The organism is Bacteroides sp. LFL-34, from assembly GCF_027257075.1.
Classification (GTDB): domain Bacteria; phylum Bacteroidota; class Bacteroidia; order Bacteroidales; family Bacteroidaceae; genus Bacteroides; species Bacteroides ovatus.
In genome coordinates this window covers 57,372-84,080 of the sequence record NZ_JAPQKZ010000011.1, presented here as the reverse complement: position 1 = coordinate 84,080, position 26,709 = coordinate 57,372, and the positions used below count along the sequence as shown (strand labels likewise).

At 36.6% G+C, this 26,709-nt stretch carries 22 protein-coding genes; all 22 read left to right on the top strand.

The window, feature by feature from the left end:
- The first annotated feature begins 78 nt into the window (after nt 1-78).
- The 22 genes from N5O98_RS08825 (at nt 79) to N5O98_RS08720 (ending at nt 26,706) form a co-directional block, all read left to right on the top strand.
- A complete protein-coding gene (locus tag N5O98_RS08825; RefSeq protein WP_004295800.1) occupies nt 79-1,614 on the top strand; it encodes an oligosaccharide flippase family protein in 1,536 nt (511 codons plus the stop codon).
- Nucleotides 1,593-2,585 carry an acyltransferase family protein gene (locus N5O98_RS08820; protein ID WP_004295801.1) on the top strand — a complete coding sequence of 331 codons (993 nt, stop codon included), beginning with the start codon at nt 1,593-1,595 and terminating at the stop codon, nt 2,583-2,585. Before N5O98_RS08825 ends, N5O98_RS08820 begins: the two co-directional genes overlap by 22 nt.
- Nucleotides 2,582-3,730, top strand: a complete 1,149-nt coding sequence (locus tag N5O98_RS08815) for a Coenzyme F420 hydrogenase/dehydrogenase, beta subunit C-terminal domain (RefSeq protein ID WP_118161251.1) — start codon at nt 2,582-2,584, stop codon at nt 3,728-3,730. Before N5O98_RS08820 ends, N5O98_RS08815 begins: the two co-directional genes overlap by 4 nt.
- A gap of 1 nt (nt 3,731) precedes the next feature.
- The gene (locus N5O98_RS08810; protein WP_008647999.1) at nt 3,732-4,814 is read left to right on the top strand and encodes a polysaccharide pyruvyl transferase family protein; all 1,083 of its coding nucleotides are present in this window, start codon (nt 3,732-3,734) and stop codon (nt 4,812-4,814) included.
- Nucleotides 4,815-5,443: 629 nt separating this feature from the next.
- A complete protein-coding gene (locus N5O98_RS08805; protein WP_229095204.1) occupies nt 5,444-6,010 on the top strand; it encodes a hypothetical protein in 567 nt (188 codons plus the stop codon).
- A complete protein-coding gene (locus tag N5O98_RS08800) occupies nt 5,985-7,202 on the top strand; it encodes a glycosyltransferase family 4 protein (protein ID WP_269495611.1) in 1,218 nt (405 codons plus the stop codon). The genes N5O98_RS08805 and N5O98_RS08800 overlap by 26 nt, the downstream gene beginning before the upstream one ends.
- A gap of 3 nt (nt 7,203-7,205) precedes the next feature.
- A complete protein-coding gene (locus N5O98_RS08795; RefSeq protein ID WP_004295806.1) occupies nt 7,206-8,342 on the top strand; it encodes a glycosyltransferase in 1,137 nt (378 codons plus the stop codon).
- Between the two features lie 11 nt (nt 8,343-8,353).
- Nucleotides 8,354-8,902, top strand: coding sequence for an acyltransferase (locus N5O98_RS08790; RefSeq protein ID WP_004295807.1), 549 nt, complete (start codon nt 8,354-8,356; stop codon nt 8,900-8,902).
- Nucleotides 8,903-9,011: 109 nt separating this feature from the next.
- Nucleotides 9,012-10,133: a glycosyltransferase family 4 protein gene (locus tag N5O98_RS08785; protein WP_004295808.1), complete on the top strand. Its 1,122-nt coding sequence runs from the start codon at nt 9,012-9,014 to the stop codon at nt 10,131-10,133.
- Nucleotides 10,134-10,151: 18 nt separating this feature from the next.
- Complete coding sequence (locus tag N5O98_RS08780; RefSeq protein ID WP_004295809.1) at nt 10,152-11,138, top strand: nitroreductase family protein; 987 nt, start codon at nt 10,152-10,154, stop codon at nt 11,136-11,138.
- A gap of 3 nt (nt 11,139-11,141) precedes the next feature.
- Entirely contained in the window at nt 11,142-12,176 is a 1,035-nt protein-coding gene (locus N5O98_RS08775) for a polysaccharide pyruvyl transferase family protein (RefSeq protein WP_032852501.1), read from the top strand.
- An 11-nt stretch (nt 12,177-12,187) separates the two neighbouring features.
- Nucleotides 12,188-13,294 (top strand): glycosyltransferase family 4 protein, encoded by a 1,107-nt coding sequence (locus N5O98_RS08770; RefSeq protein WP_004308889.1) that lies wholly within the window; start codon nt 12,188-12,190, stop codon nt 13,292-13,294.
- 40 nt (nt 13,295-13,334) lie between these two features.
- Nucleotides 13,335-14,297: an NAD-dependent epimerase/dehydratase family protein gene (locus tag N5O98_RS08765; RefSeq protein ID WP_004295812.1), complete on the top strand. Its 963-nt coding sequence runs from the start codon at nt 13,335-13,337 to the stop codon at nt 14,295-14,297.
- 42 nt (nt 14,298-14,339) lie between these two features.
- Entirely contained in the window at nt 14,340-15,095 is a 756-nt protein-coding gene (locus N5O98_RS08760) for a glycosyltransferase family 2 protein (protein ID WP_004295813.1), read from the top strand.
- A gap of 37 nt (nt 15,096-15,132) precedes the next feature.
- A complete protein-coding gene (locus N5O98_RS08755; protein ID WP_004295814.1) occupies nt 15,133-16,539 on the top strand; it encodes an undecaprenyl-phosphate glucose phosphotransferase in 1,407 nt (468 codons plus the stop codon).
- A gap of 56 nt (nt 16,540-16,595) precedes the next feature.
- On the top strand, nt 16,596-17,420 hold the full coding sequence (locus tag N5O98_RS08750; RefSeq protein WP_004308893.1) for a polysaccharide biosynthesis/export family protein: 825 nt from the start codon (nt 16,596-16,598) through the stop codon (nt 17,418-17,420).
- A 9-nt stretch (nt 17,421-17,429) separates the two neighbouring features.
- Nucleotides 17,430-19,871: a GumC family protein gene (locus N5O98_RS08745; protein ID WP_004295816.1), complete on the top strand. Its 2,442-nt coding sequence runs from the start codon at nt 17,430-17,432 to the stop codon at nt 19,869-19,871.
- Nucleotides 19,872-20,126: 255 nt separating this feature from the next.
- Nucleotides 20,127-21,692, top strand: a complete 1,566-nt coding sequence (locus N5O98_RS08740) for an ATP-binding protein (RefSeq protein WP_004303423.1) — start codon at nt 20,127-20,129, stop codon at nt 21,690-21,692.
- 13 nt (nt 21,693-21,705) lie between these two features.
- Nucleotides 21,706-23,280, top strand: a complete 1,575-nt coding sequence (locus N5O98_RS08735; RefSeq protein ID WP_008647997.1) for an ATP-binding protein — start codon at nt 21,706-21,708, stop codon at nt 23,278-23,280.
- Between the two features lie 162 nt (nt 23,281-23,442).
- Nucleotides 23,443-23,967 (top strand): HU family DNA-binding protein, encoded by a 525-nt coding sequence (locus N5O98_RS08730; protein WP_004295818.1) that lies wholly within the window; start codon nt 23,443-23,445, stop codon nt 23,965-23,967.
- 68 nt (nt 23,968-24,035) lie between these two features.
- Complete coding sequence (locus N5O98_RS08725; RefSeq protein ID WP_004295819.1) at nt 24,036-24,128, top strand: smalltalk protein; 93 nt, start codon at nt 24,036-24,038, stop codon at nt 24,126-24,128.
- A gap of 253 nt (nt 24,129-24,381) precedes the next feature.
- Nucleotides 24,382-26,706, top strand: coding sequence for a transglycosylase domain-containing protein (locus tag N5O98_RS08720; protein WP_004308897.1), 2,325 nt, complete (start codon nt 24,382-24,384; stop codon nt 26,704-26,706).
- Nucleotides 26,707-26,709: the final 3 nt, after the last annotated feature.

Sequence of the window (26,709 nt, the reverse complement as noted above, 5' to 3'; positions counted from 1 at the left end):
AAATTATTAATCAAAAGTATGACATAGGAGGTGCCGAATAACCTTTAAAGGTATTATAGGCATATAGTAAATATTTACATGTCTCAAGCGACAGACAACAATAAACGAATAGCGAAGAATACCTTACTTCTCTATATTCGTATGCTTTTTATGATGATCGTGAGTTTATATACTTCACGTGTCATACTAGATGCTCTAGGAGTTGAAGATTTTGGTATATATAATGTCGTAGGTGGCGTTGTAGCTATGTTTTCGGTAATATCGGGGTCATTATCTGCTTCTATCAGTAGATTTATTACCTTTGAATTGGGGAAAGGTGATCAAAGTAAGCTGAATAAGATATTTTCAGCATCGGTTACTATCCAAATATTGTTGTCTTTAATCGTAGTCATATTAATAGAGATTGTTGGTGTATGGTTTCTTAATTCTAAGATGATTATTCCAGCAGATAGAATACTGGCAGCTAATTGGGTACTCCAATTTTCTGTTGTCACTTTTGTCATAAATCTTATAAGTGTTCCATATAACGCATCTATAATAGCACATGAAAAAATGTCGGCCTTTGCTTATATCAGTATATTGGAAGCTATAGGCAAACTTATTATTGCATATTTGATCGTTATAGCTCCTATGGATAAATTGGTGTTTTATTCAATTTTGATGTGTTCTGTAGCAATAATTATTCGTTTTACTTATGGCTATTATTGTAAAAGGCATTTCAAAGAGTGTACTTATCATTTTTGTTGGGATAAAAAACTTCTAAAGAATATGTTTGGGTTTGCAGGATGGAATTTCATTGGAGCTGCTTCATCCGTGTTAAGAGATCAAGGTGGAAATGTTGTCATTAATTTGTTTTTCGGTCCGTCTGTAAATGCAGCTAAAGGTATTGCTATGCAAGTAAATTCAGCAATTTCAGGATTTGTTAGTAATTTTATGACAGCATTAAATCCGCAAATTACAAAATCTTATGCTTCTGGCAATCAAGACTATATGATGGCACTTATCTTTCAAGGAGCGAAGTTCTCATTTTATATGTTGTTGTTGCTCTCATTGCCGGTGATTATCAATACTCACTATATTCTTGGGCTATGGCTGAAATTGGTGCCGGAACATGCAGTTCTGTTTGTGCGGCTAACGTTGCTTTTTGCCATGAGTGAATCTATTTCAAATCCATTGATTACGGCCATGCTTGCCACGGGTAGAATTCGGAACTATCAGATTATGGTAGGTGGTCTGCAGATGCTGAATCTCCCTATATCATATATCTTTCTTCGTTTGGGGTGTGTACCGGAGTCTGTATTGTTTGTTGCAATATTTATATCTCAATGCTGTTTAGTTGCACGTCTTTATATGCTCAGAGGAATGATTGGATTGTCTTCTGTCAAGTATTTGAAACATGTGTATTTAAAAGTCTTGATGGTAATGTCAACATCAGCGATTCTACCAATATTATTATTAAAGAACATAAATGAAACCTTTTTATCCTTTTTAGTTATATCTGTAGTGTCAATACTTACCACATCAATTTCGATATTTTATATAGGATGTAGTAAAGAAGAAAGAGTTTTTGTCTGGGCAAAGGTCAGTGCTTTATGTGCAAAAATCAGAAGATGATAGAACGTAATTATTCAATAGATATTCTTAAGTTTATATGTGCAATCCTTGTGGTATTCCTTCACACTGATTGTGTATATCATGATTACATCTTGCCACTCACACGTTGCGCAGTGCCTTGCTTTTTTATGATTAGTGGTTATTTGTTATTCAACGATGGCGATATAGAAATATCGAGATTAAAACGCAGTACTAGGAATATTTTGCACATCATCGTATGGTCTACGTTGTTGTTTGCTTGTTATAAAGAAGCTGTGGCAATACATCAAGGGAGTGTTTACATACCATCACTTCGTGAATTATTTAATTTTATAGTTCTTAATGAAAATCCTTTTGGCGGTCATCTTTGGTATTTGGGGGCATATTTATATGTACTATTGATAGCAATGATTATAAGCAAGTATAAGATTTGGAAATATATGTTCTATGCCATTCCTATATTATTGCTGACAGACTTAATATTGGGTAAGTATAGTTTACTTTTTCTCGATAGAGAGTTTCCAGTTATCTATGTACGGAACTTTTTGTTTGTCGGTCTACCATATTTTGCATTGGGGGCATGTCTGAAGAAGTATAGTGACAAGATTAGTAAAATTAAATACTATTATTGGCTTATTGGGGGCATTTTATTCTCATTGACGTCTCTAATGGAAAAATGGGTATTGCTATATTTAGACAAGAATCCCGGACGTGAACATTATTTTAGTAGCACGTTGCTTGCGCTATGTCTATTCTTGTTAGTATTATCATTCAAGAAGAAAGAACCAACTATATATTCGACTATTGGAAATAAAGATTCGCTTTACATATACATCTTTCATCCTCTCTTTATATCAATCATCGGTATGATAGTTGGTAAGATAGCATCAAATTCTATAGTAAATATATACTCATTTACTGCGCCATTTGTAGTGTTCTTATCGACGATGGTCTTTATAATAGTAATAAGAAAAATCCGGTTGATACAATGATAAATATCAATAATCAGGCAGATTGTTGCGGATGTACTGCATGTGCCAGTATTTGCGCTCATGATGCTATCACGATGAAACCAGATGCGCTTGGATTTCTCTATCCGGAAGTGGATCGAAGCAAGTGTGTTGATTGCGGTCTGTGTGAGAAGGTGTGTGCTTTTAATGACGATTACGATAAAAGCTTAAATATAGATAACCCTTTAGCTTATGCGGCAAGGCATAAAAATGAGGAAGAATTAAGATATAGCCGTTCTGGAGCCGTATTTGTTGCTATGTCTGATTATATTCTGGAATATGGTGGCGTTGTGTATGGTGCAGGATATGCTGACCATTTTAGAGTCGTCCATAAACGAGCAACTACAAAAGAAGAATGTAGCGAATTCAAGGGAAGTAAGTATGTACAGAGCGATATGAATACGGTGTTCCGCCAAGTGAAGCAAGATTTGAAGGCAGGTTTGGTTGTTTTATTCTCTGGTACTCCATGTCAAACAGCAGGTTTGAATAGTTATATAGGAAAAGCTCAAAGAAAAAATCTCATTCTTATAGACATTATTTGTCATGCAGTGCCCAGTCCTTCTATATGGAAAGATTATCTTGGCTATACAGAATCAAAATTCAAATCAAACGTTATCAAATTAGAATTTCGAGAAAAATCCATTGGGTGGAACCAACCACACATGGAAAGTTTTACTTTTACAGATAACTCTATTCATAAAGACTTTCTGTTAAGGTATCTTTTTTATTCAGGATTAATTTCCCGGCCCTCTTGTGAGCATTGTAAATATTGCAATCTTTCCAGACCTTCTGATTTGACTATCGGAGACTTTTGGGGATATGAAAAAGTCGTACCGAAAATGAATACAGACAATAAAGGAATCTCGCTCGTTATTTGTAACACGGATAAGGGGTGTAGTTTTTTTAGGGAATGTTCTTATATGCTGCATACAAAGCATGTAGACTTGATGAATTCATTGCAACCCAATCTGCAACATCCTTCGTCTGTAGATCCTCGTTGGCATCAATTTGCAAAGGATTATCAAAAAAGAGGATTTTTGTATGTTGCCAGGAAATATGGAAATGTAGGTTATCGTTACCAACTAAGAATGTTTATGGACAAAATTAAGCGGAAATTATCCATTTAATATGAAGATAGGAATATTGACATTTCATTGTGCTCACAATTATGGGGCCGTGTTGCAGACCTATGCTTTAGTAACGTATTTGCGGAAGAATAACTATGATGCGGAGATAATAGATTATAGACCCAAATCGTTAACTATGTCCCATGGTATTATGCCTTGGCGTAGAATTTCCCGACTTAATATAATACGAAAAGTTATCTTTGTTCTTAGAATATTACCGTTCTTAACGGTAAGAAAAGAACGTTCTGACAAATTTCAATCATTTATAGATAGCTTACCTCTTTCAACTCGGAAATATACGGAAACAGACAGTGAAGTCACAGGCTATGATATAATAATTTGTGGCAGTGACCAAGTTTGGAATCCTAGCATTACCAATGGCTTTGATAAATTCTTTTGTGGAAGTGTCAGTCATAAAGGCAAATTTATATCCTATGCAGCTAGTACTGAAGCCAAACGAATCATCTCCGATGACTATAAAAAATATAAAGAAGTACTCTCCAATTTTGAGAATATTTCAGTTAGAGAGTCAGAGCTTAAAAATATTTTGCAACCACTCATAAATAAAGAAATAACGAAAGTTATAGACCCTGTGTTTTTATTATCTGCCAATGAATGGCAAAAGGTAGCTATCAAACCAACTTTTACCGACAAACCATACCTTCTTGTATATCAGGTAAAGAGAGACGATAGGGTACTGGATATGGCAAATAAATATGCTGCATTACACCACATGAGTGTTGTTGAAGTAACAGCAGAGGCTGAATATAAAAAAATGAAGAATCGAATATTGACAGCATCTCCTTTTGAATTTGTGGGATTGTTTGCCAATGCCTCATGTGTCGTTACAACATCATTTCATGGAACCGCATTTTCTATAATATTCAACAAGCCTTTTAAAACCGTATTGTTCAATGCGCCCGGCGATGGACGGGCTCTGGATGTAATGAATACTTTCGGCATAGAAAATTCGACAGTTAATGTAGATAGCGGGGATATTCAGGAAATGTCTCTTAACACCCCTAATTTAGATATTATAGTCCGGACTTCGGAAACATTTATAAAGCAGGCCATACAACGATGAATAATGCAATAGTCAAAAGATATCCATTGGCAAACTCCTTTCCGATATTATTAATAGTTTGTCTGATATTGGAACAAGGTTACGGTCTTCTTCCAATACCTAGATACTTATTTATCGTGTTGGTGGGTGTTTTCTTCTTTTATTATAAAAAAGGAACATCTTACAGTAAGCCCATTTCCATCTTTGTAGTTAGCTGCTTTCTAAGCATCTTGTCGTGTATGTATTTTAGGAATGAAAGTCCTGTCAGTATTATGGGCGAATATAATATATATCTTATGATTGTATTTTATTTTGTCTTGTGCAAATACAATGTAAGTATTGAAGTTCTTGAAAAGGTATTGTTCTGGGCTTTTATCATATTCTGCTTTTGTTACTTATATCAAGTTTCAGTCTATCCCAAACTTGTATTTCTAGATAAAAACAATCAGTACAATGAAACTATAGATGTGTTGAACCGACGAATTCGAATGGTGGGAATGTCCATTAATTCATTGGGATATTTTTATAGTTTGAATAAAATCTTGGAGAAGAAAATGAACTATACACTTCCCATGTTGCTTTCATTGGTGTGTATGTTGTTATTTGGATTTAGAACTTTACTGTTCTTTTCTGCTGTATTTTCTATAATAATGATTATAAGATTTAACGGCTTTTCAAAGAAACTTGTCTTCTGGTGTGCATTAGGGGGATTAGGTGCTTATCTGCTTTATCTTACTCCCATCTTCCAAACGGTTTTTGAAAGAATGATGGAGAGGCAAGAATCCGACCAGACTTTTGGTAATAAAGATTATATTAGATATGCAACTTTGTTCCATTATTATGGTAATCATTATAAGAGTGCGGTAGAGATGTTTTTGGGTTCTGGATTATGTAACCGGGCATTGAGAACATCTTATTCTTTAGAAATTGTGAGAAATGAATCATACGGCTTGCATTATTACGATTGGGGATTGTTGGGAATTAGTTGGATGACCGGAGTACTTAGCCTGATTGGAATGTTATGGTGGTCACTAAAAGCGGCATTTGCAAAACTTCCCAAGAAATATTTATATCTTTCTGTATGGTTCGGATACATTCTGACTTGTGCATTTACGTCTGCTGAATTTGTCCGTCAAGGATGTTTTCTGATACAAGCAATATGTTTATATCTCATTTATAAAATATCCTTGTATGAAAAGAATCGCTATAATGAATAATGGGACATTACCCATACCGTCAGTTTTGGGAGGTGCAGTAGAAACATTGGTTCAGCTTCTGGTTGATACCAATGAAAAAGAAAAGCAAATGCAGCTTGAAATTCTTTCTATTGATAACGTTAATGCAAGAGAAAAGGCAAAAGAGTATAGATATACCCATTTTCACTTTGTTAGTACTTCGAGTATTTTGAATCGAATGACAGACTTTCTAAAGCGTTGTTATAATTTTATAGCCTTACGGACAGGTCTGCCATTTATTGGATATTGTTATGCAAGCGCGTTGGTTCGTTTCATCAAGAATTGTAACAATATTGATGCTGTTCTTTTGGAAGGTTCTTCAATTAATGCTGATTATATAAAGAGGAAAACCGCATTGCCCGTTATACAACGCATACATAATGTACCGCCCCATAGCTTGCGTCATTGGGATGATTTGAATGCAAAATCAACAGACCTTTATTTGGGGATTAGCAACTATATATGCACTGTGTTGCAGAAAAATGTTGAAGGAAAATATGGTGCTGCCATCAAGCTATTATATAATTCAATTAATTTTAATCAGTTCAATGTAAGGACTACAAATGAAAAAAGACATACATTGAGAAAGTCATTAAATATTCCTGCAAATTCTTTTCTTTTTGTTTTCTCGGGTAGATTGAGAAATTACAAAGGTATAAAAGAATTGCTACTTGCTTTCTTGGAATCTAAAGATAAAATGCCTGATGCCTATTTGCTTATTGTCGGAAGTTTTGCATTTTCTTCTACTTACGTGTCCCTATTCGAAAAAGAACTTGCGTCTATCATTCATCAGTTGGGAGAACGGGTCATATTTACAGGCTTTGTAAAGTATGAAGTCATTCATCGATATTATCAAATTGCAAATGTGGGTGTATTCCCTTCCATATGGGAGGAGCCTTTTGCACTTACCTGCCTTGAGGCAATTGCAAGCTCCTTGCCTGTCATTATAACGAGAAGTGGAGGAATGCCGGAAATCGTTAATGAAGAGTGCGGCATTGTTGTGGAGAATGATGCGAATCTGGTTAATTCATTGGCTGCAGCAATGGAAAATATATATGGTATGGATAAAGCTAAATTAGAAAATATGGCTCAACATTCAGTATTGAGAGCTCAATCATTTGATAATCAACTTCAATACAAACAATTTGTTGAATACATCAATTCTGAAATATAGTATATGAAAAATATACTTATAACGTTTACGAATGCAATAGATCCCACAACTGGAGGAGTCGAAAGGGTATATCATAATCTTGTGCCTTATTTTAGGGAGCATGGATATAATGTGTTTGCTACGTATCAAAGAAAAACTGATTATGATAAAAATTCCGTCTATACCAAAGCGATATTTATGGAGTATTCTATTGATAATGTTGGATATTTTGATAAGTTAGACAAGGTAATGATGGAAATGGCTGTAGATATTGTAATTTGTCCATTTCCAAGTTATCAATTGTTCAATTACTGTTCTCGGTTAATTGATAAAAAGGTTTTCTTTCATGTACACAATGTTCCATCCAAATTGATGTATCCCAGTTCGGCAAAGTTGCCAAATATATTGAAAGAATCTTTTGTTGACAGATGCTTAAAACGTATACGTTTTGATTTGAGATATTTAGCATCATTCAGAAGAATTGAATTAAATAAAATGAAGATAGTCCTTCTTTCTGATTTCTTTAGGGATGACCTAAAAAGTTTTTATGATTTCAACCCTAAATGTATATGTGCTTTGCCCAATCCATTCTGTATTGATGAAGAATATCAATTGGATTATCAGAAGAAAGAGAAAATGATTCTATATGTCGGAAGAATAAATACTAGACAAAAGCGTTTTCAATCTCTTCTTAATATTTGGAAAAGACTGCAAAATGAATTACTCGATTATAGACTTGAAATAGTAGGAGGAGGACCCGAAAAAGAATTGTATGAGAATCTGGCTCATGAAATGCGTCTTAAACGTATCACATTTCATGATTTTCAAAATCCGACGGAATATTATAAAAAAGCCGTATGCAGTTGCATGACAAGTAACTACGAGGGATTTAGTATGGTCTTAATTGAAGCAATGCAGTATGGATGTGTGCCATTTGTTTTTAATTCATTTGCATCTCTACCAGATATAATAGATGATAAGGTCAATGGATATGTCATTACGCCATTCGATGAAGGTGAATATGTACAGAAGATAAAAGAATTTATATTGTTATCAAAAAAGAATAAAGAAATAATCAGCGTTAAAGCCATGGAAAAAAGCCGAGAATTTGATGTCAGACGAGTTGGTCAACGATGGATAGAACTTATTGATAACTATTAAAATAAAAGACCATGAACCATTTGAAAATTATTTTGATGTCTCTAATTGGTTATTTCTATAACAATATAGTTACATATATTCCATCTCACATAATACGTAAATATTGTCTTATAATGTTTGGTGGCAAGATAGGCCATCATACACGAATTGATATGTGTGGATATATAGGCAGAGTAACAAAACTAAATATAGGAAACTATACCCATATTAATAGAGGGTGTATTTTACAAGCATTTGGTGGTATAACTATTGGAAATAGTGTCTCGATTAGTCACCGATGCAACATTATTAGCGGTGGACATGATGTTAACTCTCCCACATTTGAAGGAGATCATCAACCTATTGTTATTGGTGATTATGTCTGGATTGGAGTGGGAGCGACAATATTAAAAGGGGTAACAATAGGTAAGGGGGCGGTAGTGGCAGCAGGAGCTGTAGTGACTAAAGACGTTCCAGATTATGCTATCGTGGGTGGCATTCCTGCAAAAATAATAGGCGAACGAAATCATGACTTAAAGTATCAGTGTATAAGTTCGAGGAGGTGGTTACTCTTACAATAGTAAATCTTCATGGAGATTAGCATCCGATGAAACGGATTATATATACTTCTGTCGATGAATATTGTGAATAACTTTATATCGTTAGTGTTTACCTTATACCCTATTTTGTATGAATAAGAAAAAAATATGTTGGATTACTCCAGATTGCTTCATTGACTGCGATTTGAATTATTTCAATATGCATGAAATTTTAAAGCATTATGATATTCATTGGATCGTACTTTTTAGTAGGAATAATAGGTTCAAAGAGTCAGACTTCGAACAAATAAGGAAAGAAAATATGAATTTGACAATTGAATTTTTTAGGTTCAATTATAAAATGCGCAATCCTAAGAATATTCTAATAAATATACGCCTTGGCAAAGCTATAAAAAGGCAAACTCCTGATATAATTTATATGAATGATAGTATCTATTCACCATGGAAATTGCCAATGTTTTATTTATTACCAAAGAGACATTATATTCAAACAGCACATCAAGGAGAAGTTCATATAGGTATGGGACATAAAAGACTATTAAATATACTGCGTAGATTGGTTTATTCACGAGTGAAATATGTTAATATGTTTTCTAAGTCACAAGCGGAGCTTTTTCAAAAACATTTTCCTAGTTCAAGGGTATTTAAGATTCCATTAGCCTTAAAAGACTTTGGTGTTCCTACCATTGTGAAACCTAAAGATGGTATTATTCGATTCCTTTCATTTGGTACAATTAATTATGCTAAAAATATTGATTTGTTAATAGATGCTGCATGTGTACTTTATGATAAAGGATATCGAAACTTTAGGGTATCGATTAATGGTATGTGTAAAGATTGGAGTTTTTATCAGACAAAAATTAAATATCCAGAGCTTTTTGATATAGATATTCGGTCAATAGATAATTCTGAAATAGCTAATCTATTTGCTTCCACTGACTATTTTGTTCAACCTTATAGAGTAGTGTCTCAAAGTGGCCCTACAAAAATTGCATTTAATTATAATATTCCAATTATAGCATCAAATTTATTAGGCTTTTCTGATGAAATTCTTGAAGGTGTGAATGGATATCTTTTTGAACCAGGGAATGTAAACGATTTAGTTCGTGTAATGGCTAATGCCATAGATAAGTATGCATGTGATTATAGTAAGTTGAAAGCTTTAATGGCAGAGCATACAGAACAATACTATTCGTTTGGAAGAATTGCGTCTCTGTATGTGAAAATGTTTGATGATGTATTGAGTAAATAAATCTTTAGATTGTTTCAAATGAAAGAAAGGTTTAAATCAGCTATTAAAGGAAATAGCTTTATTGTATGGCTACGGATTATATATGAAAAAATAGGAGAATCCTTTTCATTGACTTTGTATAATGGAAGCACAAATCAAACAAAGGATATATATAAGAAACAAGCTGAATTGCAAATCAGAATACATGCCTTGGAAAAGGGAATGTCTATTGGTAGAGTAAGGGTGGGATTTGGAAAAGAAAAGGCATTTTCTCTTATTGAGGATCTTGCGGATTTGCTAAAAAAAGGTGGCTCGAAACAGTTTGTTGTTGAATCTGTCTCCGTCTTACAGAAGTATATCGAATTTAATGAGAATATGGGTGCTGCTATGGCTGATATAGAGATAGCACTCAATAAATTGTGCTCTTGTTACAATATAAAAAGCAATGATGTTGGCGGAATATATAATCTTAGCTTAAAAGATGTTTCAAGTAAAACCCAATGTCCTTTTGATTCATTTTCTCAATCACGTTTTTCTATTCGTGATTTTGGTGATTCACCATTAGATATAGATAAAGTTTATGCTGCATTAAAACTTTGTGAACGCACTCCATCAGCTTGTAATAGACAGAGTTGGGTAATTCATGTGTATACAGAAAATAAGTTAGTTGAAAAAATGTTCAAGTTACAAGGAGGGAGCAAGGGGTTTTATGAACAAATGCAATGTGCTATTCTTATATGTGGTGATTTGAGGAATTATGGCTTTTATGAACAAAATCTACCTTTTGTTGATGGAGGACTTTATGCGATGAATCTTCTTTACTCCCTTCATTATAATGGATTAGCTACCATACCATTGACTATGGGACATAAATGGAGAGTCATAAAAAAGATAAAGCAAGAAATGAATATTCCCGGAAATGAGATTCCAGTTCTTTTGATAGGTGTTGGAACGTATAAGGATGACTTTAAAGTTGCAGTTTCGCATCGCTATTCATATAAACAGTATGTAAAATTTAATCAATAAGTGATGAGAATCGGATTACTAACATATCATCATTCTGCAAACTATGGTGCAGTAATGCAAAGTTATGCAACGTGTCGAGCCCTAAAAGAACTAGGTCATGAAGTTGAATTTATAAATTTCCGGCAAGATGAAAAAAGATCGAATAGTTCGATAATCTTTTATTTTAAGATAAAAGCGTTTGATAGATTTATGGAAACATTTTATCCTAGTGAAACAAAGGTGATTCAATCTATGGACGACTTAAATGCAATAGCTTCAAATTATGATTGTTTAATGGTAGGCAGTGATCAAGTTTGGAATCCGGGGATCAGTCAGAGTAAATGCTTGGCATACTTCTTGGATTTTGGAGAATCTGACATTCGAAGAATCTCCTATGCTTCTAGTTTTGGAATTTCAAAATGGCCTGAACAATATCAGAGTTTACTACCGAGCATAAATAGCTCTCTTCATAGATTTTGTAGCATAAGTGTTAGAGAAGAGACTGGAAAATATCTTTTGAATAGCTTATTTAAACTCAACTCACAAGTAGTTTTAGACCCTACGCTATTACATGCTGACTATAATGAAATAACAGGAAGTATAGTGAATAATGATGAGGTGATTTGTTATTTACTCAATAGAGGTAAACTACAATTGGAGAAAACAATCAGGCTATCGAGATCTTTGGGTAAAACACCAAAAATGATTTCAACCATTAGACCTACATTTGGTTTTAGGTATGTTTATCCACCATCGATTGAGAATTGGATTAGGTATATTGCCGGAGCTAAATTTGTAATAACGGACTCTTTTCATGGATTAGCCTTCAGCTTGATTTACAATAAACAGTTTGTTGTGATATCTCCTAGTAATGGGAAAAATAGTAGATTAAAGGATTTACTTAAATCTGTGGGTCTTGAAGATAGATATTTTGATGAAAATGATCCAATTATATACCGTGAACTGCAAAATAAAAAAATAGATTACAATAAAGTGAATTCAAAGCTTGAAATTTTAAAGAAAGTTTCATGGGATTATCTTAAAAATGCTCTTCAATAGAGGTATAGGCTATGGAAAAGAAACGAATTTGCTACTTAGTGTCCTCGCTATGCAACGAAGGACCTGTCAATGTAATGTATAACATCATTAAGAATATTGATTTCTTAAAATTTGAAGTCTCTATTATTACATTTGTTCCAGAGAAAGAAACGACAAGAATGCATGATTTCTCAAAATTACCTATAAGTATATATCAACTTTCGAAGAATAAATTTCTGAATCCAATTTCATTATATTTAAGGCTAAAAGACACTGTTAATGAGATTGAACCGAATGTGTTACATGCTCATTGTCCGCGATCTTTATATCTTATGGCATTTCTTCCAAAGAAATTTATTAAGATATTCACTATTCACAATTATCCAAATGAGTTTCAGATTGTATTATATGGCAAAATTAAAGGTGAAATTGTTATTTTACTTGATCATATTTTCACTCGTTGGATAAAAAATGGGATTTGTTGTGCTCCCAATATTAGAGAAGATTATTTAACTAATAAAGGTTGGGATTTTAAATGTATTCCTAATGGTTCCTCTATGCCTGTTTGGAAGTATAATGACGATGAAAAATCAAAATATCGAAAAGAATTTGGATTGAAAGAGGGGATGAAATATTTCATTTTTATTAGTCGATTCTCACAAGAAAAGAATCCTGATATTATCATCCATGCGTTTCGTTTACTCGACAGATCAGACATTGGACTTGTGATGCTTGGTAAGGGCCCCATGTGGGATGAGCTTAAAAAACAAGAAAGTACAAATATCATAATGCCTGGTTTTTCAAACAGGGTTTATGATTATATAATTGCATCTGATTTTTATATATCGGCTTCCAATACAGAAGGATTGGCGAATACCTTGTTGGAAAGTATGAGTGTTGGACTTCCTATGCTTTTGTCTGATATTCCATCGCATAGAGCAGTAATGAATATGTTGGGAGATGATACAGGTATTCTCTACAATCAACACAATCAGAAAGAGTTGCTTGAAGGGATAACAAGAATACTGGAATTTGATAGTTTAAAGGCTTCAGAAAACATTCAATACGTTTACACTAAAGAGTTTACCTCTGAAGTAATGTCTAGGCGCTATCAAGAAGAATATATAAACCTTTTATAATGAGTAAAAAGTCTAAGAAAATTAATCATATACCTCATTAATGAAAAAGATACTAATTACAGGTGGAAGCGGATTTATTGGTACTAATCTGATAGAACATCTGTTAAAAAAAACAGATGCCGAACTTCTTACTTTCGATATTAATGAGCCTAAAATCGATTCTCACAATAGATTTTGGAAACGCGTGGATATTAGAGAGTATGAAGAGTTGAGGGAGAAAATTGTGGAATACAAACCGGATATAGTGATTCATCTGGCAGCTCGAACAGATTTAAGAGGCTTGACTTTGAAAGATTACGATGCCAATATGACTGGAGTAAGTAACCTGTTGAAAGCAATTGATGAAGCTGGTACAGTCCAAAAAGCAGTGTTTGCTTCATCAATGTATGTGTGTGAACCCGGATACATGCCTAAAGATTTTGAAGACTATGCGCCTCATACACTTTATGGAGAAAGTAAAGTTGAAACAGAAAGAAGAATAAAGAAGGCAAATCCGTCTTATACATGGAGCATTATAAGGCCCACATCAATCTGGGGACCATGGTTTGGAGAACCTTACGATAAATTTTTCCATATTGTGATGAATCGTATGTATTTTCATATGGGCAAGAAAGCTTGTAAAAAGACGTATGGATATGTTGACAATGCTATTTATCAAATAGAATCTATCTTGAAGGCGGAGTCTGAAAAAGTGAACAGAAATGTGTATTATCTAGGAGACTACGAAGCCTATTCTATCACAGATTGGGCTAATGAAATAGCAAATATCGAAGGTATTAAAATTCCTCATGTCCCTTATTTTTGCTTCCGATGGATGGGATATGTGGGGGATTGTTTAAAAAAAATAGGAATCGCTTTCCCTATGACTAGCTTCCGACTGCATAATATGACAACGAACAATGTTCATAATTTGGAGCCTATAAAATCAATAGCTCCTCATTTGCCGGTATCTAGGGTAGAGGGTACTAAGGTCACTTTAGATTGGATTCATAAATATGAGTAAAAGAGGCAGTATATGTTTTATTAATGGATAAAGCTATTTTTTATGAAAGTTTCAATTATAACTTCGTGCTACAATCGTGCAGCAACGATTAGGAGTGCTATCGAGAGTGTCTTAGCACAGGATTATAATGACATAGAGTTTATTGTGGTGGATGGCTCCAGTACGGATGGTTCGTTGGATATTATCCGAGAATATGTAGATCGAATTTCGATCATTATATCGGAACCTGACCATGGTATGTATGAGGCTATCAATAAGGGTATTCGTGTGGCTACGGGAGAGATAATTGGATTGCTGCATTCGGATGATTTTTTTTATGATAATGGGGTAATTGGGCGCATTGTAAAACGAATAAAACGGACACATGCTGATTTCTTATATGGTGATGGTCTCTTTGTGAATCCTGATAATACGAACAAAGTGGTGCGCAACTGGATTGGGGGAGGGTATCGTCTTTGGAAAGTGCGTCATGGATGGCTTCCGCTTCATCCCACTTGCTATATACGACGCGATGTAATGATGAGACTGGGGCTTTATAACGAGAGTTATAAAATTGCAGCTGATAGTGACCTATTGGTACGCTATCTGTTGACCGGTGGACTCACGGTGACATATCTCAATGAATATATCGTGCGGATGCGTATGGGTGGGCTTTCTACTGATAGTGCTAAACGTAAGAAGATGTGGGAAGAGGATATTAGGGTGTATGTCTCGCACGGATTATGGCCTACTTTGACCAAATTGGAAAAGATGGCTTGGAAAGTACCGCAATTTGTACTCGCATTACTGAAAAAATAGGTAATTATTCCAGATAAGAATTATAAAAATAAAGTGTATGCAGGAAGTCCAACGTTTTAACAAAGTCCTAAAATCTTTGGTCCTTTTTGGGGATCTTATTTTGCTGAACCTGCTTTTATGGGGATTTAATTTGTTTCTGGGTACCCGTTTCTGGTGTATTCATTGCGGTTCTATCTTTCAGGGTATGACTCTTATCACTCTGTGCTATTTACTTTGTAATATGCATTCAGGTGTTATTCTTCATCGTCCTGTGGTACGTCCTGAACAGATTATGATCCGTGTTTTACGTAACATGGTTCCTTTTGTCTTTTTATCGGTTTGTACGTTGCTTGTTTTTCATTTTCATTTTTCACATTCCCGATATTTCGGACTGTTTTATGTTGCTTTAATAATTGTTATTATCAGCTATCGTTTAATTTCCCGTCACTTTCTGGAGCTTTATCGAAAAAAGGGAGGAAATGTTCGTAAGGTCGTATTGGTTGGGAGCCATGAGAATATGCAGGAACTTTATCATGCGATGACGGATGATCCTACGTCTGGTTATCGTGTACTGGGTTATTTCGAGGATTTTCCTTCGGGTCGGTATCCACAGGAGGTTCCATATTTGGGACAACCCAATGAAGTAAGTGTTTTTTTAGAAAAACATGCGGGAGAGATTAATCAGCTTTATTGTAGTCTTCCTTCTGTGCGTAGTGCGGAGATTGTTCCTATTATTAATTACTGTGAAAATCATTTGGTCCGTTTTTTTAGTGTTCCTAATGTCCGTAACTATTTGAAACGTAGGATGCATTTTGAGTTATTGGGTAATGTTCCTGTGCTTTCCATTCGTTGTGAGCCATTGGAGTCATTGGAGAACCGTATTATCAAGCGTACTTTTGATGTCATTTGTTCAGGGCTATTTCTTATTACAGTCTTCCCGTTCGTTTATATATTCTTCGGAATTGCGATCAAGCTAAGTTCTCCCGGCCCTGTCTTTTTCAAGCAGAAACGCAGTGGTGAGGATGGTCGTGAATTCTGGTGTTACAAGTTTCGTTCGATGAAGGTTAATACGCAATGTGATACTCTTCAGGCCACGGAAAATGATCCTCGTAAAACACGTATCGGAGAGATTATGAGGAAGACTAGTGTGGATGAATTACCACAATTCATCAATGTGTTGAAGGGTGATATGTCTATTGTAGGTCCCCGTCCACACATGTTGAAGCATACGGAGGAATATTCTAATCTGATAAATAAGTTTATGGTTCGTCACTTTGTTAAACCTGGAATAACTGGTTGGGCGCAGGTGACTGGTTATCGTGGTGAGACGAAAGAACTCTGGCAGATGGAGGGTCGCGTGCAACGTGATATCTGGTACATAGAGCATTGGACTTTTTTATTGGATTTATATATTATGTATAAGACAGTGTATAATGCCATACGCGGAGAAAAAGAAGCATATTAAATAATTGACAATAAAAAGACGATAATAAAAACTTAGAAATTAAAGGGCGTTTAATTATGAATTTACGAATTATGATGAGAAGACTTAACAACAGAAATTTATGGCTACTATTGTTGCCATTCCTATTGACTGCTTGTCAGTCTTATAAAAAGGTTCCATATTTTCAAAATGTGGAAGTTGTGAACGAGGTAGAACAACAGGAAAAATTGTATGATGCCAAGATAATGCCAAAGGATTTGTTGACTATTGTGGTATCGTGCACTAGTCCTGAACTTGCGATACCTTTTAACCTGACAGTGGCCAGTAATGCTGGAATAGCTGTGAGTACTTCGTCTTATGTGACTACTCAACCTGTATTACAACCTTATTTGGTAGATAATGAAGGAAATATAAATTTTCCTGTATTAGGAGAATTGAAGTTAGGCGGCTTAACGAAAAGGGAAGCTGAACAGCTGATTATAGATAAATTGAAGCCTTACATGAAGGAGACTCCCATTGTAACGGTGCGTATGGTAAATTATAAAATATCTGTTATCGGCGAAGTTACCAGACCGGGTACTTTTACTATCTCTAATGAGAAAGTAAATCTGTTGGAAGCATTAGCCATGGCAGGTGATATGACAGTATACGGTCTTCGTGATAATGTGAAGTTGATTCGTGAGGACGCAAACGGCAAACAGCAAATTGTAACCTTGGATTTGAATAAGGCCGAAACCATTCTTTCACCTTACTATTGGTTACAGCAGAATGATATTGTTTATGTAACCCCTAATAAAGCAAAGGCTCGAAATTCGGATGTGGGCAACAGTACCAGTCTTTGGTTCTCTGCTACTTCTATTTTGGTATCTATCGTCAGCCTATTAGTAAATATTTTAAAATAATGATTTGCAATGAAAGAAACAGATTTCAACGAAGCACAAGAATCTAAGGAAGAAAATATAGACGTTAAGGAACTACTGTTTAAGTATTTGATCCACTGGCCTTGGTTTGTGGGTGCGGTTGTGGCGTGTTTGATTGCGGCATGGGTCTATCTTTATATATCCACTCCCGTATATAATATTTCCGCTACGGTTTTAATAAAGGATGATAAGAAAGGTGGTAGTGCCGGAATGCTTTCCGGGTTGGAGAGTCTGGGATTGGATGGTATGGTCTCTTCTTCGCAGAATATTGATAACGAGATTGAAGTTCTCCGTTCCAAGACTATCGTTAAAGAGGTGGTTGAAGATTTGGGGCTTTATATTTCCTATACGGATGAAGATGAATTCCCTTCCAGAAACACGTATAAGACTTCACCGGTACAAGTGAGTCTGACTCCGCAGGAAGCTGATTTGTTGGAGGAACCGATGATTGTGGAGATGGCATTGCAACCACAGGGAAGTATGGATGTGAATGTGAAGATTGCCGGTAATAAATATCAGAAACATTTCGAAAAATTGCCGGCTGTTTTTCCTACCGGCAAAGGGACATTGGCTTTTTTCCTGACGCCGGACTCGGTATTATCTTCTAAAAGGACATTGGAAGAAATTACAGATCCGGAAAAGACTACACGTAATATTACAGCAACAATTAATAGGCCTTTGGCTGTAGCGAAATGGTGTTGTAAGAATATGACTATCGAACCTACTTCCAAAACCACTTCTGTAGCTGTCATATCATTGAAAAATTCAAATGTACAGCGCGGCAAGGATTTTATCAATAAGCTGTTGGAGATGTATAATATCAATACGAATAATGATAAGAACGAGGTGGCGCAGAAAACAGCAGAATTTATCAATGAACGTATTAGTATTATTTCGAAAGAACTCGGTAGTACGGAAAAGGATCTGGAAAGTTTTAAGCGTGGAGCGGGTATTACAGATTTAACCAGTGATGCACAGATAGCTTTGACGGGTAGTGCTGAATATGAAAAGAAACGTGTGGAGAATCAAACCCAGATTAATTTGCTGCAGGATTTGCAGAAATATATGCAAAATGAAGGTTATGAGGTTTTACCTAGTAATATCGGGTTGCAGGATTTGAATCTTGCTGCTGCCATCAATCGATATAATGATGTGCTTGTTGAGAGAAAACGTTTGCTGCGTACATCAACGGAGAATAATCCTACTATTATAAATCTGGATACAAGCATTAGTGCAATGAAAGAGAATGTACAAGTCTCTTTAGATAGGGTGTTGCGTGGATTGTATATCACAAAAGCGGATCTGGATCGTGAAGCGAATCGTTATTCCCGTCGCATCAGTGAGGCGCCTGGACAGGAACGTGAGTTTGTGAGTATTGCTCGTCAACAGGAGATAAAAGCCGGGCTTTATCTGATGTTACTTCAGAAGCGTGAAGAGAATGCTATAACTTTGGCTGCTACTGCCAATAATGCAAAGATAATAGATGACGCTATAGCGGATGATGCTCCTGTGTCTCCTAGAAGTAAGATTACTTATTTGATCGCTTTGATATTAGGTCTTGGAATTCCGGTAGGGGTTATTTATTTACTCGAATTAGCTAAATTTAAGATTGAAGGTCGTGCAGATGTAGAGAAACTTACCAGTGCACCTATTGTCGGTGATATCCCATTGACTGATGAAAAACAAGGAGCTATTGCTGTATTTGAGAATCAAAACAACCTGATGAGTGAAACCTTCCGCAATGTCCGAACGAATCTTCAGTTTATGCTTGGAAATGACAAGAAGGTGATTTTGGTTACTTCCACAGTCAGTGGTGAAGGTAAATCCTTTATCTCTGGTAATCTTGCTATCAGTCTTTCTTTATTGGGCAAGAAAGTAGTAATCGTTGGTCTTGATATCCGCAAGCCAGGTTTGAATAAGGTATTCAATATATCAAAAAGAGAACAAGGTATAACTCAATATTTGGCCAATCCGGAAAAGAACTTGATGGATTTGGTACAGCTTTCCGATGTCAGTAAGAATCTCTATATTCTTCCTGGTGGAACAGTTCCTCCTAATCCGACTGAATTGTTGGCCCGTGATGGATTGGATAAAGCGATTGAGACTCTTAAGAAGAATTTTGAATATGTAATTCTGGATACAGCTCCTGTTGGTATGGTTACCGATACTTTATTGATAGGACGTGTGGCTGATTTATCTGTTTATGTATGTCGCGCGGATTATACTCGTAAGAATGAGTATACTTTGATTAATGAACTTATTGATGGAAATAAGTTACCTAACCTATGTACTGTAATCAATGGTTTGGATTTGAAGAAAAGAAAATATGGTTATTATTACGGTTATGGTAAATATGGTAAGTACTATGGTTATGGTAAACGATATGGCTATGGTTACGGATATGGAGAAACTAGCGATAATAAAGAGAAATAGAGTGCTTCAAAGTACTTTTAGAAAAAGTGAGATGAAGAATGTGTAGGTCCCTAACTTCATGCTACACACATGAAGATCCCTACATTTTGTGGTCAGGAAATACACAGCGGTGTATTCCTGATCAACGCCCTCATGTCGGTGTAAATCCGATGTGATTTCTATAATATCAACTGTCTGTGAAGATAGTTGATATTTTTTTTGTAATGCAATGACTGATGGATAATTTTTAGTAGCTTTGTGAAAAATATGATTGATATGGAAGATTTGCAAAGATTATATCCTATCGGGATTCAGACATTCTCGAAGATACGGGAGGGGAATTACCTCTATATTGATAAAACAGCATATGTTTATCGGATGACTCATTCGGCTTCCAGTTATATGTTCTTGAGCCGTCCACGACGTTTTGGGAAATCATTACTTACTTCTACGCTGCATAGCTATTTTTCCGGACGCAAGGACCTGTTTCACGGATTGGCTATGGAGAAACTGGAGAAGGAGTGGACGGAATATCCGGTACTTCACTTCGATATGAGTATGGCGAAACATGTGGATAAAGGAGGATTGGAACGTCTTCTTGATTTTATGCTTGCTGAATATGAACGTACGTTTGCTATTAACACAGTAGAGGGGGATGCCAATCTACGCTTAGTCAATCTTATTAAGCGTGCTTATGAGCAAACAGGTAAGAAGGTGGTTGTGCTTATTGATGAATATGATGCTCCTTTGCTTGATGTAGTACATGAACGGGAAAATCTGGATGTATTGCGTAACATCATGCGTAACTTCTACAGTCCGTTAAAAGCTTGTGATCCTTATTTGCGTTATGTATTTCTGACTGGTATTACTAAATTCTCACAACTAAGTATTTTTAGTGAGTTGAATAATATAAAGAATATTAGTATGGATGAGCCATACGCTGTTATCTGTGGAATTAGTGAAGATGAGATACGTTTGCAAATGAAGGATGATTTGGAAGGATTGGCAAAGAAATTGGGGATAACACCTGAAGAGGCTTTGATGAAATTGAAAGAAAATTATGATGGTTATCATTTCACTTCTCCTTCGCCCGATATATATAATCCTTTCAGTTTGCTAAATGCTTTTGCAGATGGAAAATTTGGATCTTATTGGTTTGGTAGCGGTACGCCTACGTATCTGATAAATATGTTGAAGAAGTTTGGCGTGGAACCTTCCGAAATTGGAAATAATAGGGTTTCGGTCGAGGATTTTGATGCACCAACAGAAAGGATGACAAGTATTATCCCGCTGCTATATCAAAGTGGCTATATCACTATTAAGAATTATGATGAGGAATTAGACTTGTATACATTGAATATTCCTAATAAGGAAGTGAGAATAGGCCTGATGAAAAGTCTTCTTCCACATTATGTCGGTAGTAAAGCTCCGGAAACCACGACAATGGTGGCGTATCTTTCCCGTGATATCCGTAATGGGGATATGGATACTGCATTACGCCGTTTGCAAACGTTCCTGTCCACTATACCGCAATGCGATAATACGAAATATGAAGGACACTATCAGCAGGTCTTTTATATCATATTCAGTTTGTTGGGGTATTATGTGGATGTGGAAGTTCGTACTCCTCGTGGACGGGTAGATATAGTGCTTCGTACGAAGACTACATTGTATGTGATGGAACTGAAACTGGATAAAAGTGCGGGTGAAGCGATGGAGCAAATTGATTTGAAGAATTATCCGGAACGCTTTGCTTTATGTGGATTGCCTGTCGTAAAGGTGGCTGTCAGTTTTGATAGCGAACGGTGTACGATTGGGGGCTGGGAGATTATAAATGCTTAAGTATGTGAAAAATATGGTTGATATGGAAGATTTGCAAAGACTATATCCTATCGGGATACAGACATTCTCGAAGATACGGGAGGGGAATTACCTCTATATTGATAAAACGGAATATGTTTACCGGATGACTCATTCGGCTTCCAGCTATATGTTTTTGAGCCGTCCACGACGTTTTGGTAAGTCATTACTTACTTCCACGCTGCATAGCTATTTTTCCGGACGTAAGGAGCTGTTTCATGGATTGGCTATGGAGAAACTGGAGAAGGAGTGGACGGAATATCCGGTACTTCACTTCGATATGAGTACTGCCAAACATGCGGATAGTGAACAGTTGCTCCAAGAATTGAATCTGAAACTATATGGTTATGAGCAGATTTATGGACGGCTGGAGGAGGAGGTTAATCCCAATCAGCGTTTGATGGGACTGATAAAACGTGCTTATGAGCAAACCGGCAAGAAAGTGGTCGTGCTTATTGATGAATATGATGCTCCTCTGCTGGATGTGGTGCACGAATGGGAAAACCTGGATGTATTGCGTAATATCATGCGTAACTTCTACAGTCCGTTAAAAGCTTGTGATCCTTATTTGCGATATGTATTTTTGACTGGTATTACCAAATTCTCCCAACTAAGTATTTTTAGTGAGTTGAATAATATAAAGAATATTAGTATGGATGAGCCATACGCTGCTATCTGTGGAATTAGTGAAGATGAGATACGTTTGCAAATGAAGGATGATTTGGGAGAATTGGCAAAGAAATTGGAGATAACACCTGAAGAGGCTTTGATGAAACTGAAAGAAAATTATGATGGTTATCATTTCACATCTCCTTCGCCCGATATATATAATCCTTTCAGTTTGCTAAATGCTTTTGCTGATGGAAAATTTGGATCTTATTGGTTTGGTAGCGGTACTCCTACATATCTGATTAAGATGTTGAATAAATTCGGAGTGAAACCTTCCGAAATTGGATGTAAACAACTAAAGTCCTCAGCTTTCGATGCTCCTACTGAAACGATGACTGATGCAGTGCCTTTATTGTACCAAAGTGGGTATATCACTATTAAGGATTATAATAAGATGCTAGACCTTTATACGCTGGATATTCCCAATAAAGAAGTAAGGCTGGGACTTATGGAGAGCCTTCTTCCTTATTATGTAAATAACAAGACACCTGAAGCAACTACCATGGTGGCTTATCTTTTTTATGATATTCAGAATGGTGATATGGATGCTGCTTTACACCGTTTGCAGGAATTTCTGTCTACGATTCCCTACTGCGACAATACAAGGTTCGAAGGACACTATCAGCAGGTCTTTTATATCATATTCAGTTTGTTGGGGTATTATGTGGATGTGGAAGTTCGTACTCCTCGTGGACGGGTAGATATAGTACTTCGTACGAAGACTACATTGTATGTGATGGAACTGAAATTGGATAAAAGTGCGGGTGAAGCGATGGAGCAAATTGATTTGAAGAATTATCCGGAACGCTTTGCTTTATGTGGATTGCCTGTTGTAAAGGTGGCTGTCAGTTTTGATAGCGAACGGTGTACGATTGGGGACTGGAAGATTATAGGATGCTGATTATGTTGTTGATTTATAGTTTATTATATACTTAGGTAAATGAAAATAGCTCTGTAAGGGGCTTTTTTCTTTTCTATCCGGAATAAAAGTTTCACCTTTGCATTGTTGATCAACAAAAGGTGAATAAATAAACTTGAATTTAAATCTTTAAAAAAACGTAGTATGAGTGTAATTTACAAAGTCATTACGCGGCCAACAGATCCGCGTGTTCCCAATTCTCCTAAGAGATATTATCCGCATCTGATCACTTTAGGTCAGTCCGTCAACCTGAAATATATTGCACAGAAAATGCAGGATCGTTCTTCGCTGTCTATCGGTGACATCAAGAGTGTAATCCAGAATTTTGTGGAAAAAATGAAGGAGCAGTTGTTGGAAGGTAAGTCTGTGAATATCGAAGGTTTGGGTGTGTTTATGTTGACTGCCCGTTCGAAAGGTGCGGAGTTGGCGAAGGATATTAATGCTAAGAGTGTGGATAGTGTTCGTATCTTTTTCCAAGCTAATAAAGAGTTGCGTGTCACCAAAACTGCTACCCGTGCAGATGAGAAGTTAGATCTGATCAGTCTGGATGAATATCTGAAGAAAATTAGCGTTACTGTATCTCCGGAAGATCCCGAGAAACCGGATGAAGGCGAAGGTGGCGGAGATGAAGGTGGCGGTAGCGGAGAGGCACCGGATCCCGCAGCTTAATGTCTTGTTGATTAATAGCTGACGGTTAGAGTGTTCATTTAGTGTTTAATTAAAAAAGAGAAATGTCTATGAAAAAAACGTGGAGTATTATTTTGAAAGTGATTATTGCTGTTGCCGGTGCGATTGCCGGAGTGGTAGGTGTGCAGGCAGCAACCTTGTAATTGATTATCTTATAAATAGGTATATTTATGAATGAATAACAGGCGGGATTTTTCCCGCCTGTTTGTGTTTAGATATAATAAGAGGGTTGCTTTCTTGAAAAATGCTCTTTTTTGTTTTGTTTCATGCTATTTGTTAGGAGTATCGCTCTATATTTTAACAAAATAGAAATTATAATCAAACTCGTTGGCTGAATAGCGGATTTTATCTACCTTTGCATCTTAATTAAATGCGTCATTTTAAGCGAGAAAAAACATGATTCGAAAAATAATAAAAGCTCTTTGGATATTCTTGGCAGTCATAGTATTGGCTATTGTTATAGTCTTTGTCTCCATTTCAAAGGGTTGGATTGGCTATATGCCTCCTGTAGAGGAACTCGAGAACCCGAGCTATAAATTTGCAACAGAGATTTTTTCTGAAGATGAGAAAGTGCTTGGTACATGGTCTTACAGCAAGGAAAACCGGGTGTACACGGCTTACAAGGATTTGTCACCCAGTATTATCAATGCTCTTATTGCAACGGAAGATGTTCGTTTTGTCGAGCATTCGGGTATTGATGCCAAAGCGTTGTTCCGTGCGTTTGTGAAACGTGGTTTGATGTTTCAGAAAAATGCAGGTGGGGGTAGTACCTTGTCACAACAGCTAGCTAAACAGTTGTTTACGGAAAATGTGGCTAGAAATACACTTCAACGTCTTTTCCAAAAACCGATTGAATGGGTGATTGCGGTGAAACTTGAACGTTACTACACCAAAGAGGAAATATTGAGTATGTATCTCAATAAATTTGATTTTCTGAATAATGCTGTTGGTATCAAAACTGCTGCATATACCTATTTTGGCTGTGAACCGAAGGACTTGAAGATTGAAGAAGCAGCTACATTGGTGGGTATGTGTAAGAATCCGTCACTTTACAATCCGGTTCGTTTCAACGAACGTTCCCGTGGCCGTCGTAATGTGGTGCTCGAGCAGATGCGTAAAGCCGGATATATCACAGATGCAGAATGTGATTCTTTGCAGGCTCTTCCGTTGAAACTGACTTACAATCGTGTTGACCATAAAGAGGGGCTGGCTACTTATTTCCGTGAATATCTCCGCGGCGTCATGACAGCACCGAAACCGGTAAGAAGTGATTATCGTGGTTGGCAAATGCAGAAATTCTATGAGGATTCTATCGCTTGGGAAACTAACCCGTTATATGGCTGGTGTGCGAAAAACAAGAAGAAAGACGGTACAAATTATAACATCTATACAGATGGATTGAAGATTTATACAACTATCAATTCACGTATGCAGCAGTATGCCGAAGATGCTGTAAAAGAGCATTTGGGTGATTATCTGCAACCTATATTCTTCAAAGAAAAAGAGGGAAGTAAGAATGCTCCGTATGCACGATCACTACCGGAAAAACGAGTGGAAGAGTTGTTGACGAAAGCAATGAAACAAACGGAACGTTATCGCCTCATGAAAGAGGCGGGAGCTTCGGAACAACAGATTCGTAAGGCGTTCGATACACCGGAAGAAATGACTGTCTTTTCCTGGAAGGGTGATAAAGATACGATTATGACACCGATGGATTCTATCCGCTACTACAAATCTTTCTTGCGGACGGGATTTATGTCAATGGATCCGGCAAACGGACACGTGAAGGCTTATGTGGGCGGACCGAATTATGTATATTTCCAGTATGATATGGCGATGGTAGGACGTCGTCAGGTAGGTTCTACTATTAAGCCGTATTTATATACATTGGCAATGGAGAACGGATTTTCTCCTTGCGATCAGGCACGCCACGTAGAGCAAACTTTGATTGATGAGAATGGAACTCCCTGGACACCACGTAATGCAAATGATAAGCGTTATGGAGAAATGGTAACTCTGAAATGGGGATTGGCAAACTCCGATAACTGGATTTCTGCATATCTGATGGGTAAGTTGAATCCGTATGATTTGGTACGCCTGATCCATAGTTTCGGTGTACGTAATAAAGCAATTGATCCGGTGGTTTCACTTTGTCTGGGACCTTGTGAAATTTCTGTCGGTGAAATGGTCAGCGCATACACAGCTTTTGCCAATAAAGGAATCCGGGTGGCTCCATTGTTCGTTACCCGCATTGAGGATAGTGATGGCAATGTCATTTCTACTTTTGCACCGCAAATGGAAGAAGTGATAAGCGCGTCGAGCACTTACAAAATGCTGGTTATGCTGCGTGCCGTTATCAACGAGGGAACGGGTGGACGTGTTCGTCGATATGGAATTACCGCTGATATGGGTGGAAAAACAGGAACGACCAATGATAACTCCGATGCCTGGTTTATGGGATTCACTCCTTCACTGGTATCCGGTTGTTGGGTAGGAGGGGACGAACGTGATATTCACTTCGGTAGAATGACCTATGGACAGGGGGCTGCTGCAGCTTTGCCTATCTGGGCAATGTATATGAAGAAAGTGTATGACGATCCGACCTTGGGATATGACCAGCAGGAGAGATTCAAACTCCCTGAAGGGTTTGACCCGTGTGCCGGTTCGGAAACTCCTGATGGCGAAGTGGAAGAAAGAGGACTGGACGATCTTTTCAATTAAAGA

Bases quoted from the DNA above. Each gene is read 5' to 3' on its own strand.
- N5O98_RS08820 (WP_004295801.1), top strand. From the start codon at position 1,593: ATGTGCAAAAATCAGAAGATGATAGAACGTAATTATTCAATAGATATT.
- N5O98_RS08770 (WP_004308889.1), top strand. From the start codon at position 12,188: ATGGAAAAGAAACGAATTTGCTACTTAGTGTCCTCGCTATGCAACGAA.
- N5O98_RS08755 (WP_004295814.1), top strand. From the start codon at position 15,133: ATGCAGGAAGTCCAACGTTTTAACAAAGTCCTAAAATCTTTGGTCCTT.
- N5O98_RS08740 (WP_004303423.1), top strand. From the start codon at position 20,127: ATGGAAGATTTGCAAAGATTATATCCTATCGGGATTCAGACATTCTCG.
- N5O98_RS08810 (WP_008647999.1), top strand. From the start codon at position 3,732: ATGAAGATAGGAATATTGACATTTCATTGTGCTCACAATTATGGGGCC.
- N5O98_RS08760 (WP_004295813.1), top strand. From the start codon at position 14,340: ATGAAAGTTTCAATTATAACTTCGTGCTACAATCGTGCAGCAACGATT.
- N5O98_RS08735 (WP_008647997.1), top strand. From the start codon at position 21,706: ATGGTTGATATGGAAGATTTGCAAAGACTATATCCTATCGGGATACAG.
- N5O98_RS08730 (WP_004295818.1), top strand. From the start codon at position 23,443: ATGAGTGTAATTTACAAAGTCATTACGCGGCCAACAGATCCGCGTGTT.
- N5O98_RS08815 (WP_118161251.1), top strand. From the start codon at position 2,582: ATGATAAATATCAATAATCAGGCAGATTGTTGCGGATGTACTGCATGT.
- N5O98_RS08745 (WP_004295816.1), top strand. From the start codon at position 17,430: ATGAAAGAAACAGATTTCAACGAAGCACAAGAATCTAAGGAAGAAAAT.
- N5O98_RS08765 (WP_004295812.1), top strand. From the start codon at position 13,335: ATGAAAAAGATACTAATTACAGGTGGAAGCGGATTTATTGGTACTAAT.
- N5O98_RS08780 (WP_004295809.1), top strand. From the start codon at position 10,152: ATGAAAGAAAGGTTTAAATCAGCTATTAAAGGAAATAGCTTTATTGTA.
- N5O98_RS08785 (WP_004295808.1), top strand. From the start codon at position 9,012: ATGAATAAGAAAAAAATATGTTGGATTACTCCAGATTGCTTCATTGAC.
- N5O98_RS08825 (WP_004295800.1), top strand. From the start codon at position 79: ATGTCTCAAGCGACAGACAACAATAAACGAATAGCGAAGAATACCTTA.
- N5O98_RS08775 (WP_032852501.1), top strand. From the start codon at position 11,142: ATGAGAATCGGATTACTAACATATCATCATTCTGCAAACTATGGTGCA.
- N5O98_RS08805 (WP_229095204.1), top strand. From the start codon at position 5,444: ATGATTATAAGATTTAACGGCTTTTCAAAGAAACTTGTCTTCTGGTGT.
- N5O98_RS08790 (WP_004295807.1), top strand. From the start codon at position 8,354: ATGAACCATTTGAAAATTATTTTGATGTCTCTAATTGGTTATTTCTAT.
- N5O98_RS08720 (WP_004308897.1), top strand. From the start codon at position 24,382: ATGATTCGAAAAATAATAAAAGCTCTTTGGATATTCTTGGCAGTCATA.
- N5O98_RS08750 (WP_004308893.1), top strand. From the start codon at position 16,596: ATGAATTTACGAATTATGATGAGAAGACTTAACAACAGAAATTTATGG.
- N5O98_RS08795 (WP_004295806.1), top strand. From the start codon at position 7,206: ATGAAAAATATACTTATAACGTTTACGAATGCAATAGATCCCACAACT.
- N5O98_RS08725 (WP_004295819.1), top strand. From the start codon at position 24,036: ATGAAAAAAACGTGGAGTATTATTTTGAAAGTGATTATTGCTGTTGCC.
- N5O98_RS08800 (WP_269495611.1), top strand. From the start codon at position 5,985: ATGAAAAGAATCGCTATAATGAATAATGGGACATTACCCATACCGTCA.